Below are 13,220 nucleotides of genomic sequence, written 5' to 3' on the forward strand. Positions count from 1 at the left end.
CTTTTAGGTATCCTAAAATGTTAATCACTACCCCATCCAATGCTTACTCTTTATCCTTTGCAATTGATACACCTACTGAACTCTTCATCTCTTATCCATTTATAGAGGTAAGGAATGACTCTGTTTATTTCAGGGGTTCTTCTAATGTCTTACTTCTAAAAGATGGTGTACCAATCTCTTCTCTTAATGATGTGTGTTTCACATCAATTGAAAGAATTGAACTTCTTTGTGAGGATGCGAGTTCTACTTATGGAGATTGTGATGCAGTCATCAATATCATAACAAAAAGGGGTAAAGGAGGACAGCCTTACTCAAGTATTAAGCTTATTAAAAATCCAAACCATATCCAATTTGAATTATGTAAGGGTTTGATTAATCAAACCCCTACATTAGACTTCTACTTAGCGGGTGATTTGAATTCGGGCTCCAAATTTAGTGGTAATATTGGACATAAGTCAAGATGGACAAATCTTAGGCTCTACTTAGATAAAGATTTCTTAATCAAAGGCTCGGTGAACAACTTGAGGTTTTCGCTGAAACGCAACTTTTGGAGTATAACCCAAAAATTCAATTTGAGGTCTCACCTCTTGAGTGGACACGAACTCCTATTAGGTGCCGAGAAGGATATAGGCGTATTTATCCAAGACTACTGGGAGCTACGTCCTCTTGTGTATGTTGTCCCAAGTCTTAGGTATAATCATGTAATAAGTAGAATCTATCCTAAAATTGCAATTGGCTGGATTCCAAAGTTTAATATGATTATTTTTGGTAGCTTAACTCAAACTCAATCAAATCTTGGAATTAGGTGGCTGGAGTCAAGCATCAACCTGTTTAAAAACGATGAAAATAATGGCATAGAAATAAGGCTTGTAAGCCCATGGATATACAATTTTAGATTTATAGGAGCAGCTAGCTTGCTTCACCTTGCAAATCAAGGCTGGGGCGATGAATTGGCAATTTTTGGCGAGTACAAAAAGGAGTTTAGGAATGGAGACATTGGAATATACATACTCGGCGACTTGGCAAGTGAGACTATACGAGCTGAACTAAAAATATTAGACGCAAAAATATTTTATAAACTAAAATCTACGGAACCATCCTACGGCTTATTCTGGGAATTCTGGGACTAGAGTCTCTTATTAAGTTACACATGGAATTTAAATTCAATTATGTCACCATCCTTGACTACGTGGTCACGATTTACAAGTCTAATCAAGCCCTTTTCTTTAGCCTCTTTAAATGAGCCAGCAGTCTTAAAATCATTATAACTAATCACCTGTGCTCGTATAAAACCGCGTTCCATATCTGAATGCACCTTACCAGCTGCCTTAAGTACTGTAGTCTCTGCCTTAAGTAGCCAAGCTTTGACTTCGTCACCTACTACAGTAAAAAAAGTAATAATCCCTAATCCGGGATAGCCGATTCTGATAAATTTTTTTAATGGAGGCTCACCTGTCCCAAACTCCTTCTCGTACTCATCCCTCTCTTCTGGATTAAGTTCAGCTATCTCAAGTTCAAGTTTTGCATTAAAATCAATGAGAGGCAACCCATCACTTTCTGCTTTTACTTTTAATTCATCACTCATTTTCTCATTTTCTCTATTAAGTATGAGCACTATTGGTTTTTGTGAAATGAAACCTACCTCTTTTATTAACTTTAGCTCATTTTTTCCAAGTTTCACCTGTTCAAGTCTTCTGAGTGGTGTAGCTTTTTCAAGTACAGCTTTACATTGCTCTAAAAATTTGAGTTCAAGAGATTCTTCGCTACACTTAGAATGACGGTCTTTTATTTTTGAGAATTTATCAAGCCTTGCCTCACATAGCTCAAGGTCTCTCAAGACAATCTCGTTTGATACTTCATTCATATATTTAACAGGCTCTTTGAACTCACCAAAAAATGGTATTACATTGACCAATGCATCAGCTGTTTGTAGCATTGCTAATGTAGACTTTGTAAATCCGGGTAAGTCAATAAATTCAATCTCAGCATATGTTATCTTTTTAGGCTTAAATACAGTTGAAATGAAATCAAGCCGTTCGTCAGGAACTGGTACAGATACAACATTAGGTTCCTGTGCTTTAGTATTATAGGGACGCGCTAACCTTGCCCCTACTCCATAAGTTAGTGCCCTAAATACTGTCGTCTTACCTGCGCCCTGAACTCCTATAATGCCAAGCTTCATAAACTACAAATAGCCACAGAATTACATATTCTCAGAGATTTATAGAGACTTATGGAAATTTGTAGAAACTTATAGCACCAATAAATCTTCATAAATTTTCTACGAATCTCTGCAAGTTTCTATATTTGCATAATTTATTTAGTTCGCATCCCTTACATCTTGGCTTTACTGGTCTACAGATTTCTTTACCAAATTCAACCATTGCTGTATTTAATGTGCCCCAGTACTCTCGTGGTATCACCTGCATCAGAGCTTGCTCTGTCTCATAGGGGGTATTTGTTTTCACAATCCCTAACCTGTTAGATATACGGTGCACATGTGTATCAACAGGAAGCGCTGGTATTCCAAACCCGTATGCGAGTACACAGTTTGCAGTCTTTCGTCCAACTCCGGGTAAAGAAAGTAACTCAGATAGTGTATTAGGAACTTTAGAATCAAATTTATCTACAAGAATAGCTGCGATCTCCTTTATCCATTTTGCCTTGACCTTATAGAAGCCAACTGGCTTAATCAGTGACTCAATTTCCTTAGTTGAGAGTGATTTAAACTCATCTGGTGAGGTCGCACCTCTGGCAGTAGAATATTTTGAGAATAATCGTTTGGTTACAGTATGTGTAACCCCATCTTTAGTGCGTTGTGAAAGTATAGTTGATATGAGAACTTTATAAGGATGAGATTGCTTCCCCTGAAACAAGCCTGCCCTGGCAGTCAGGCCAGGGTTCAGGGTCGCTCGCAATGACAAAAGAGGGGTCAATCCATATTTTCTTTTAAAGAAAGATAGAATGGCAGGTACATCCGTCCCGACACAGAACAGGGCGTGAAGACCTGCCCCTCCTTTATTGTTTGATGTTAATTTTTTCATCCCAGTATTTAGGGTAAACAAGGATATAGTCACCAAATCCATGTTCATCTACAAATATAAATTCCAGCTTCTTTAAGTAATAACGCCATACTTCGTAAGGCTTTTGACTAATCTCAAATGGGTGGCTATCAACCTCATCTGGTGGCCCCAGTTTAATGTATACCCTACCCCTATCTGTTTTCCACCCTTTTCTAGCACATGAGAAGTTCTCATTTGCATAATCTACTCGCTTAAAATATTCATCTTCAAACTCGTTACGCTCAGTTTCTGGACTTGGGTCTCTCTTTTTCCAGAACTCTTTCCAGCATCTTTCCCTTTCAGAAATGGGAGCAGCAAGCAATGAGTCAATCTCATCTGGCTTTGCAATATAAGTTAACTCTTCTATCCTTTTCTCGTAATCCTTAACCCAAAACGGTTCCTGTATGTAGAAACTGTCGCTAACCTCAATACTGCCAACTGAGATTATAACCTTTTGAGTTCCGTATTCAAGTGAGTCAACTGGTATTTCAATTCTTACTGGGTTGATAAACTTTGGCTGGTCAAATTTTACAGAGTTATTAAATTTGCCTATCCAATAACTGAGTTCAAATGGTGAACCAGAAAAATTATAAACTTCAAATAGACAAGCCTTTCCGTCTATAAATCTAATGCTTGAAATAGACTGTGGATAATAAGTACTGAGGTCCTTAAGGACTATAGATTCTATTTTTTTACCCACTCTTTGTGAATTTAAATCCTTTATTTCAAGTTTAAGTTTATATTTACCTGGTGCTACACTCATATTCAGCTCCCTTTTAATTATAGACTTAAGAATTGTAGCTTCATAAGTATAAAGTGAATCTTCTACAACCCACACATCACCAATTTCCTTATCATTTTGGGTTAAGGTACAAGAAATTTGTAGTCTTGCAATAAATATTTTATTAGATTTTATATACACAAGTTCATCTCTATTGATTTCGTAAAAAATTCTAAGTTCAGGAGATTTTGTCTCGTTTAGAAAAGAACCTGTACTAAACCTAAATTCTATATTATCTATATTAAATAGGTAAAGTAAGATTGGAATCATTATAAGTTAATTATATCTTGCCTTAATAATTTGTCAAATATTATTATATTATTAGACACAGATTACACAGATGATAATTTCTTGAGAACTACTTGACAAAACTGTAGTTTTAAGTAATAATTAGTTCGATGTCTAAAACACTGAGCTACACGGATGTGAACACTGATAGGGATGGTGTTTTTGTAATCCATGAACATCACGCAACTCACTTGCATTGGGATATGCGGCTTAGTATGGATGGTGTGCTTAAAAGTTGGGCACTCCCTAAGATACCACCAACAGAGTGTGGTATAAAGAGGCTTGCTCTCCAGACTCAAGACCATTCACTTGACTATGCTAATTTTGAGGGCATAATCCCTAAAGGCTTATATGGAGCAGGTGAAGTTAAAATATGGGATAAGGGTAAGTATGAACTTATTACAAGGGCTCAAAATAAGATAGAATTTACACTTTATGGTAAAAAGTTAAAAGGAACCTATGTACTATTTAAATTTAAAAAGGGGGGCAATAACCAGTGGCTATTTTTAAAGGAAGGGCATAAAAATAATATCAAATATCAAAAATGGGGGTAGAGATATGAAAAATGTATCAAATTTTACCGAAGTCCCTATTGATAAGCTAAGGTGGAGGTGTGACCCAGATAGTTTAGGATTTGAGACAACAGAAGAGCTAAAATTGCAGCCTGCCATAATTGGTCAAAAGAGGGCAGTTAATGCGCTACGGATTGGGCTTGATATTGAAAGCTTAGGGTATAATATATTTGTAGCCGGTCCTGTAGGGACTGGTAGGAAGACAGCTGTCACTCATCTATTAAAGGAAACTGAGCGCTTCAAGCGACTACCTGATGACAAATGTTATGTTAATAATTTCAAGAATCCTGATGAGCCAATACTTATCAGACTGAAAGCAGGACAAGGTAGAGGCTTCAAAAAAGACATGGATGAGCTTATTGAGTACTTGGTTAAGAATATACCTTTAATTTTTAAGAGTGAAGATTACCAGAAAAAAAGAAAAGAAATTATAGAGAAATTTAAAAAGAGACAAAACGAGCTTGTAAAGAATTTTGAGAAAGAGGCATCTAAGGAAAACTTCACTTTAGTTCAATTACAAGTAGGTCCATTTGCAAGACCAGATATAGTGCCTATAATTGATGGCAAGTCTGTAAATTTTCAAGAGCTCTCAACATTAGTTGAGAAGGGCAAATTTTCAAAAACTGAGTTTGCAAAACTTGAGCAGAAGCGTTCTAAACTCGTTGATGAGCTTGAGTCTGTTCTCAAAGAAATAAGAGACATTGAGAAAGCAATTCATGATAAGTTAAGGGAGTTAGACTATGGGGTAGCTACCCCGTTAATTGAGCGTAAAATTGATGAGATAAAAGATAAATACCTGCCCGACAACAGGCAGGCGGGTAAGAATGAAAAAATAAATCAATATTTAGACGAAGTAAAGAATGATATTATTGAGAATTTGGACAGATTTCAGGAGAAACCTGAAAGAGAAACTCCGCTGGATATACCGCCTTCACCTATAGACCTATTTCTTCGCTATCGTGTTAATCTAATTGTAGATAATTATGGTGCAAAGCGGGCGCCTGTCATCTTTGAGACCTCCCCTACTTATCGTAATCTATTTGGTGCTATAGAGGCTGTATCTGACAGATTTGGTCAATGGCGGACTGATTTTACAAGAATAAAAGCTGGCTCTATTATAAGGGCTGATGGTGGTTATCTCATTATAGAAGCATTAGATGCATTAATAGAACCGGGAGTTTGGTCTACTTTAAAAAGGACACTCCGAAATAGGAAAGCAGAGATACAAAATTACACCCCATTTTATATGTTATCTATGCCGGCACTTAAACCTGAGCCTGTAGAATGTGATGTAAAAGTTGTAATGGTAGGCGATTATTTTTTATACAATTTACTATACGAACATGACGAAGATTTCAAGAAAATATTTAAAATAAGGGCAGACTTTGATTCAGTAATGGATATAAATACAGAAGCTATAAAGGAGTATGCTAATTTTATAAAGAAGATATGTTCACAAGAAAAACTTATCCCATTTGATAAAGGGGCTTGTGCATCAGTTATTGAATACGGGGTTAGAATATCCGGGAGACAGAGTAAACTTTCTACTCACTTTAATCAGGTTGCCGATTTACTGCGGGAAGCTAATCATTGGGCACATAAAGAAGGTAGTTCTATAGTAACTAACAAGCATGTAGAAAAGGCAATTGATGAGAAGATAGAACGTTCAAGACTTATTGAAGAGAAGATTCAAGAGTTGATAGAAGATGGCACAATTATGATTGATACTTCTGGTAATGTAATAGGACAGGTAAATGGACTATCAGTTTATGATACCGGGGACTACACTTTTGGTAAGCCTTCTCGTATAACTGCTAAGACATCAGTAGGTAGCTCAGGCATAATTGATATTGAAAGGGAGGCTGAGTTAAGTGGTAGAATTCATAGTAAGGGAGTGCTAATACTTGCTGGCTATCTACGTTCAAAGTATGCCCAAGATAAGCCACTTGCAATGAGTGCAAGTCTCTGTTTTGAGCAATCTTATACTGGAGTAGAAGGTGATTCTGCATCATCTTCAGAAGTATATGCTTTGTTATCTTCTCTCTCTGAGCTCCCAATAAGGCAGGATATAGCAGTCACTGGCTCAGTGAATCAGAAGGGTGAAATCCAGTCTATTGGTGGAGTAAATCAAAAGATAGAAGGCTTTTACGATGTCTGTAAAGCCAAAGGACTAACTGGGACACAGGGGGTTATAATTCCATATCAGAATATCAACGATTTAATGTTACGTAAGGATGTAATAGAAGCAGTGAAGAAGGGCAAGTTTCATATCTATCCTGTAAAAACTATTGATGAAGGGATTGAGATACTAACAGGTATGAAGGCAGGTGAGCGAACAAAAGATGGTGAGTATGAGGATGGGACAGTCAACTGGATGGTTGACCGCAAATTACGTGAGTTTGCTAATAAATGGAGAGATTTTAGACTTGGCGAAGGCTCAGAAAGGACGAACTGCTAAATAACCTACACACCTCTCTTATCTCATTATAATTATCTGCTTAGTAAGAATAGTTTTATCCACTTTTAGCTTACAAAAATAAATGCCACTTGGTAATTTATTTCCATTATCATCACTACCAACCCAAGTAACATCTCCACAGGATCCTTCGGAGTTAACCGTAAATCGTAAATCGTTAATCGCAAAAGATTTAACTAATCTACCAGTGAGGTCGTGAATCGTTAATCGTGAATCGTTAATCGTATAATCGTTCCGTTTAACGAATAACGAATAACGGTCTTTTCACTAAATGGATTAGGATAGACTTCAAGCCTCTTGTCTTGCTTCCATCTTGGTAAACTCTTAACTTCTTCAATTCCAACATTTGTGTTGCGAAAAAGGACATCCGGTGCGTTATCAACACCAACTGCTAAGTCTAAGCTAATTGAATAAGTGTAGTAAATTAGTATATTATCTGTCCCACTTTGTGGTGCATTTCTTAAAGATATCCAGCCAGCATTCCGGTCATAACAATAGCTTTTTCCCCCTACTATTGAACCATCCACTTTAATTGAATCGATTGAGTGCGCTGGGTAGCGTGTAATATAAAATAGCTTCATTACACCATTGCCACTTAGTGTATCCACCTTATTTTTTATTCCAGCACAATCAACATCTGCCCAAGCTATACTCATACTCATCCCGTAATAGCCTGAAGCCCATGAAGGTGTAGTCTCTAAAGTGCCACCAAGATTTTGGTAAACAGTAGTTGACCCAATCTCATTTGATGCACCCAAATCCATGTAGCCATCACCGTCTACATCTGCAAATGCTATATCCCATGTGAGGCTTTGATAACTCGATTTCCAAGAAGGTGTCTGCTCAAGTTTGCCATTATGACTCATATATATATAGCAACAACACCCAAAGAATCCCCGTATCCAGTATTTCCTATGCCAAGGTCAAGCCAGCCATCATTGTTTACATCACAAAAAGCCATACCCTCTGGAGTGCAATAATACCATTCCTCTGATAGCCACGAGGCAGCTGTCTCAAGAATAGTGTCCTGATTAAAATATACACGAACCGTAGCCCCAACACTCGTACGACCAACAGCAAGGTCAAGTTTGCCATCATTATCTACATCACCCCATGCACATGAGCTGGTATTCACAAGATCAGTAGCTTGCCAAGATGGTCTTGTCTCTAGTACACCTTTCAAGTTAAGATAGACATTCGGAGAGTAAAACCAATCAGTTGTTGCAAGGTCAAGCCAGCCATCGCCATTCATATCACCAAAACTTATATCCATACCACCACCCATTTCTGATGTCCAAGAGGGGGTAGTCTCAAGCTCGCCATTATTGTTCATATAGAGACGAACTCTCCCTCCCCCAATGGCAGCGTAGGCAACTGCAAGGTCTTGGTAGCCGTCATTATTTACATCACCCCACGCTAAAGCCACATTACTCACAGTTGCTGCTACCCATGATGCAGTAGTCTCAAGTTGCCCCCCTATGTTCCTATACACACGGTCAGGACCAATCTCAACAGAAACTGCAAGTTCTGGATAACCATCGTTATTCATATCTCCAAATCCTATCTCCCAGTCATCCCAGTCGCTCTCAGTTGACATCCAACAAGGTGTATCCTCAAGTGGAATATCAGCACTCGCATTAGAGGCAACAAGAAGTGCTATAGCCACAAAATATATAATTAAGTTTGACTTAAACATGCCATCCTCCCTTTAGGCATACAAATTACACAGCTAATTCCTGTATCAATTTGTAGCCAATTTACTGAACACGGTCACCTTATTCACTCTCTTTATCCAATCATACACATCACCTCCTCTTGCATCTTTGTGTTTGTCTTCGGCTACTTTAAAAATACTAACTTCATTATCTTATTAAACTCTTTGCTCTCAAACTTATAAAAGTAGACTCCAGATGAAACTCTCCTACCACTACTATCTTTACCATCCCAAATAGCTCTATAATAGCCTGGTTTATGTATCCTATCTACAAGTGTACAAATAAGTCTACCTGTGATGTCATATACTTTAAGAGAGACCCTGCTTTTAACTGGCACCTCATAATTGATACTTGTTAGATGTGCAAATGGATTAGGAGTATTTTGATACATTACAAGAGAGTTAGGCACTTTAGTTAATATCTCATCTACCCCAGGCTGAGTAGGTGGCCATGGGTAAAAGCCTTCCACTTTGGATATACTTCCCTTTCCACATAATGTGAGTACCCAATAGTCGCCTGTAACTTTGTCATACTCTACACCTGTTCCTCTTTTAAGTGGCCCCCTAAATGAATGACCGGATACCAGATTGCCATCTCTTGTAATCTCATAAACTACACAGGAGTCACACCCTTGTTGAGTAGCAAATGTCATCATAAGGAGCAAATTTTGGCTGTTCTGCTCAAATGCAAGTTCCATTGCTCCATATACCTGAGGTTGTGGAACTGGGACAGTAAAACTCGATAAAACATTACCATTAGCAGTATCTATTTTAAATATCTTGTGCGCTCCCCAATGACATGTCCACAAATACTCACCATCAAAAGTAAGCCCATTACTACCTCTTGCTAGGAATGATTTTATTATAGTCCCGGTAGTGTCAATTTTATAAATTTTACCAGTCTTCTCATTATTTACCCATAAGAAACCGCTATCATAGGTTATACCTATACAATCGTAACCTCCGGGTGCAGGTATTGTTTTTATCACACTGCCATTTATAGGATTTACTGCATAGATGAGGGAAGGAATCGCAACAGTCACCCATAACTTCTCACCATCTGATGCTATCCCATAAGACCAATCACCGGGAGCATAAAATCCATACATAACATCACCGGGAGCCACTGGCTTAATATAGAAGCTATCTATCCAGTCATGTGTAGATGTGTCTATATCAGATATTGTTAAATATAAATTCACCAAGTGATGGTTTGGGCAGTTTCTATCAAGCCTGAAAACAAAATTGTCAAAAGCAGTTACTGTATCTAAATGAGATATATCACCAAAGTAGCTTTCAGAATCAATTATTGCCACAAAAGTATCGTAGGTAAATAGAACCGCATTCACATTATATGCGTCTATATCACCCCAATTCCCTAAAACCGTTATAAGTTCAATTGTTTCACCGCGTTCTAAAAATTTATCACCATCACCTTGACTTTGACCAAACATATCATCATCTATTGAGTAGGAATGCAATTTTAAAATAGGCGTGACTACAGGAATAGAAAAATGCCACACCCATTCACTATTATTTTTATCACTTATTACAAGTTCAAATGCAATATTATAGCAATTGGGAGTACTTAATGCGACATTCAACCCGAACTCACCTGTCTTGTATGAATCAGGCGCAACATCACCACAATCTTCAGTTGAATCCACAATAGTAATATATTGGTCAGCTGTTCTCAACACAGCTTCAACCTGATAAGCTGTATCTACTCCGACATTGTGTATAGTTACTTGTAACTTTATAGGTTCACCCGGTTGGACTGTGCCATTATTATTACCAGAACTATCGTTTACTTCATAATGGTCGTAAACCACACAGGCACCACTTGGCACTACAACATTAACTACACCTTCATAAGGTATAAAATTATGTTTTGTAACTGTCACCCACATAGTACCGGGAGAAATAAGTGGGCTGGGTAAGTTAAATACCACATCTCCAGTTGCATCAGTATAATCTCGCATATAAAGTTCACCTTCTTTAAATATACACACATACGCACTATCAACACCTACTCCGTTAGCTGTGACTTCAACTTTGAAGTTTGTCTCTTCTGTTGTTATTATAGTATCATATAGAGCAAATAAGCTCTCTGGCTCAGCACTCCACATAGGCAGTTCTGGGTCACCAAATAGAGTAAGCTCATAGAGACACCAAGGCCACACATCCCAGTCTTCCCATGTAATTCCTGAAATATAACGGCTTTTTGACATAGCATTAGTCACTCCTATACGCTCATGGTATTGGTAATTATTACAAAAAAACTCGTGATAAAAGGTTGTATCAATAGCATCTGAGAAAGCTATGTGTGCATCTTCGCCCCACCCATATCTTGTGTTTGCAATTATAGCTACTGCACCTCCGCTGTTGTTATTAACAAAATGCTCCGCAAAACAGTCGCCTCCCGGAACTTCATCAACTGCACCACAGTAACAAGCTACTCCGGTAAGGACTATTGTAAGCTTATCACCGTTTATAAGATTGTCAACATTATCTGAGTTCAAGATTACAGTCCCATCTGCGTATGATAAACGGTTTGTCCACCCATGAGAAGCTGAGTTCATAAATCCAAATCCAGAATTTAATGAATCCACAAGTGCTGCTGTAGATAAGTTGCCCAGCGACTCATATAATTTTGAGTCCTGCCAATCAATTGGGTCAATTCTTGCAATGGCATTGTTTACTGTATCACCCCAGTAATTATACATTGGGAATAGCTTAACTGCTGGGAGTAGAATCTTCTTAAGATAACCGAAAGGTGGGCTTTTCTCATATGTAATAACCTTATTTACAAATGTAGTTGCTTGGACTGAATCATAAACTGGTGCACGTCCAACGAACACATCTGGATAAAAATCAACTCCATCAGTAGATTCACCCCATATACCGTCATCGTCTGCATTCCATGTGCCGTCTAAGTCTGAGAAATACAGGTCGCTCGGGATAGTATCCTCACCAGGATAATAATCATCAGGATAATCCCAGTACCATACATCCCTTCTTGGTATTACTTCTTGTCCATTTTCAAAGTCACATTGACCACCAAGTAGAACCCAAGTTGTACCCCAATTTGAGTTTGCATCTTTAATAAAGTTTCGTATTCTCTCAGCGTCATCTATGCCCGTGTAATTTGCGTATATGAACTCACGTGTCACTACTTTAGCAGGTACACCTTTCTTTGTTTTCCAATCAGCAAGTGGCTGAAATGCAGAACCAAATGAGCCAGCTGTTATTATCACATATTCAACTGTATCTGGAGGAAGTACCTTTGAATTACATACCATTTCTATATCAGGAGCCCATATCTCAACTGCTTCAGGATTTATTACCATTGACTTAACCATAGGGTTAAACAACTTTTTCTGTTCCGACGTGATAGTGGGTATAGCATACACTCCTTCTTTGTAGGTAACTCGAAGTTCAACCCTTGAGTTAAAAATAAGTTCACCTTTAACTGGAATGTATTGAAGCGGGTAAACAAAAATACCAATAATTCTATAGCCTCCCATATTACCAGTGTGTCCATAGTCAATTAATTCAGTAGGAAAATATCCTGCTCCGGAATAAACTTTTGCATCAGGTTCTACCCATTTTACTTTTTCTCTAAATGAAAACGGATAAGGAGGTTGTGCCGGGCAGATTTGATATTTTCCTGGTATAACTTTACTCTCTTTAGATATTACTTCAACTTTCACAATACTTGCACCCGGCGGGATAAGGCAGGATATAACTTTTACAGGAAGCATAGGAGAGCCCAGCTTACGAGTAAAGTTACATCCATTAAGTCCAACTATATCGTATCCTTTAAGTTTTCTAAAATTAAGGTCACTTGTCTTAAACCTAACCGTCTGCTGTATTTCACCAGCCAATAAATAAGCTGGAAGTAACAGCAAAATTAAAAAATTATACCTCATATTGCACCTCCATCCTTCGTAAATCAAAAATCAAATTTCAAATATCAAAATTACATATCAAAATGCAAAATTGACAACGAAGTTGTCACATTGGAGCGCCATTTTTAATTTTTGATATTTGATATCTCATAATTCAACCCAAAACTGAATTATGTCCTACCCTCTTATTTTTACTACCTTATGTATTTTTGTAAACTTACCTACTCGCATATGGATGAAGTAAACACCTGAAGATAACTCACTGCTATCCCAGTTAATTGTATACCGATTAGCGGGCTGCTTCTTATCTACAAGCACCTTAATAACTTTACCCGTTATGTCATAAACCTTTATGCTAACAATTGCCTCTTTTGGTAATATATAGCTTAAAATAGCAGTCTTTGTGAAAGGATTAG

Annotated in this window: 10 protein-coding genes; 3 read left to right on the forward strand and 7 right to left on the reverse strand. The window is 37.7% G+C overall.

Going from position 1 to position 13,220, the window contains the following annotated elements:
- Window positions 1-17 precede the first annotated feature (17 nt).
- Window positions 18-1,130 (forward strand): hypothetical protein, encoded by a 1,113-nt coding sequence (locus tag QMD71_07035; GenBank protein MDI6840583.1) that lies wholly within the window; start codon window positions 18-20, stop codon window positions 1,128-1,130.
- A 14-nt stretch (window positions 1,131-1,144) separates the two neighbouring features.
- Here the strand turns inward: QMD71_07035 and QMD71_07040 are convergent, their stop codons facing one another.
- The 3 genes from QMD71_07040 to QMD71_07050 all read right to left on the reverse strand — a co-directional run bounded on the left by QMD71_07040 (window position 1,145) and on the right by QMD71_07050 (window position 4,113).
- Window positions 1,145-2,182, reverse strand: a complete 1,038-nt coding sequence (locus QMD71_07040) for a DUF933 domain-containing protein (protein MDI6840584.1) — start codon at window positions 2,180-2,182, stop codon at window positions 1,145-1,147.
- An 88-nt stretch (window positions 2,183-2,270) separates the two neighbouring features.
- Window positions 2,271-3,044 (reverse strand): endonuclease III, encoded by a 774-nt coding sequence (nth, locus tag QMD71_07045; GenBank protein ID MDI6840585.1) that lies wholly within the window; start codon window positions 3,042-3,044, stop codon window positions 2,271-2,273.
- Window positions 3,019-4,113: a GWxTD domain-containing protein gene (locus QMD71_07050; GenBank protein MDI6840586.1), complete on the reverse strand. Its 1,095-nt coding sequence runs from the start codon at window positions 4,111-4,113 to the stop codon at window positions 3,019-3,021. The genes nth and QMD71_07050 overlap by 26 nt, the downstream gene beginning before the upstream one ends.
- Window positions 4,114-4,241: 128 nt before the next feature.
- Here QMD71_07050 and QMD71_07055 point away from each other — a divergent pair, with 128 nt between their 5' ends.
- Window positions 4,242-4,685, forward strand: coding sequence for a DNA polymerase ligase N-terminal domain-containing protein (locus QMD71_07055; protein ID MDI6840587.1), 444 nt, complete (start codon window positions 4,242-4,244; stop codon window positions 4,683-4,685).
- A gap of 4 nt (window positions 4,686-4,689) precedes the next feature.
- Complete coding sequence (locus QMD71_07060) at window positions 4,690-7,161, forward strand: ATP-binding protein (protein ID MDI6840588.1); 2,472 nt, start codon at window positions 4,690-4,692, stop codon at window positions 7,159-7,161.
- A gap of 221 nt (window positions 7,162-7,382) precedes the next feature.
- Here the strand turns inward: QMD71_07060 and QMD71_07065 are convergent, their stop codons facing one another.
- The 4 genes from QMD71_07065 to QMD71_07080 form a co-directional block, all read right to left on the reverse strand.
- Window positions 7,383-8,045, reverse strand: a complete 663-nt coding sequence (locus QMD71_07065) for a VCBS repeat-containing protein (protein MDI6840589.1) — start codon at window positions 8,043-8,045, stop codon at window positions 7,383-7,385.
- Window positions 8,042-8,875 carry a VCBS repeat-containing protein gene (locus QMD71_07070; protein MDI6840590.1) on the reverse strand — a complete coding sequence of 278 codons (834 nt, stop codon included), beginning with the start codon at window positions 8,873-8,875 and terminating at the stop codon, window positions 8,042-8,044. Before QMD71_07070 ends, QMD71_07065 begins: the two co-directional genes overlap by 4 nt.
- Before the next feature lie 143 nt (window positions 8,876-9,018).
- Complete coding sequence (locus tag QMD71_07075; protein ID MDI6840591.1) at window positions 9,019-12,825, reverse strand: C25 family cysteine peptidase; 3,807 nt, start codon at window positions 12,823-12,825, stop codon at window positions 9,019-9,021.
- A gap of 156 nt (window positions 12,826-12,981) precedes the next feature.
- The coding region (locus tag QMD71_07080; protein ID MDI6840592.1) for a T9SS type A sorting domain-containing protein at window positions 12,982-13,220 on the reverse strand (239 nt) is incomplete at its 5' end.

It is taken from the genome of bacterium (assembly GCA_030018315.1).
Lineage (GTDB): Bacteria > Hydrothermota > UBA3073 > JACQXS01 > JAGMCI01 > JASEGA01.

Bases quoted from the DNA above. Each gene is read 5' to 3' on its own strand.
- QMD71_07035 (MDI6840583.1), top strand. From the start codon at position 18: ATGTTAATCACTACCCCATCCAATGCTTACTCTTTATCCTTTGCAATT.
- QMD71_07040 (MDI6840584.1), bottom strand. From the start codon at position 2,182: ATGAAGCTTGGCATTATAGGAGTTCAGGGCGCAGGTAAGACGACAGTA.
- nth (MDI6840585.1), bottom strand. From the start codon at position 3,044: ATGAAAAAATTAACATCAAACAATAAAGGAGGGGCAGGTCTTCACGCC.
- QMD71_07050 (MDI6840586.1), bottom strand. From the start codon at position 4,113: ATGATTCCAATCTTACTTTACCTATTTAATATAGATAATATAGAATTT.
- QMD71_07055 (MDI6840587.1), top strand. From the start codon at position 4,242: ATGTCTAAAACACTGAGCTACACGGATGTGAACACTGATAGGGATGGT.
- QMD71_07060 (MDI6840588.1), top strand. From the start codon at position 4,690: ATGAAAAATGTATCAAATTTTACCGAAGTCCCTATTGATAAGCTAAGG.
- QMD71_07065 (MDI6840589.1), bottom strand. From the start codon at position 8,045: ATGAGTCATAATGGCAAACTTGAGCAGACACCTTCTTGGAAATCGAGT.
- QMD71_07070 (MDI6840590.1), bottom strand. From the start codon at position 8,875: ATGTTTAAGTCAAACTTAATTATATATTTTGTGGCTATAGCACTTCTT.
- QMD71_07075 (MDI6840591.1), bottom strand. From the start codon at position 12,825: ATGAGGTATAATTTTTTAATTTTGCTGTTACTTCCAGCTTATTTATTG.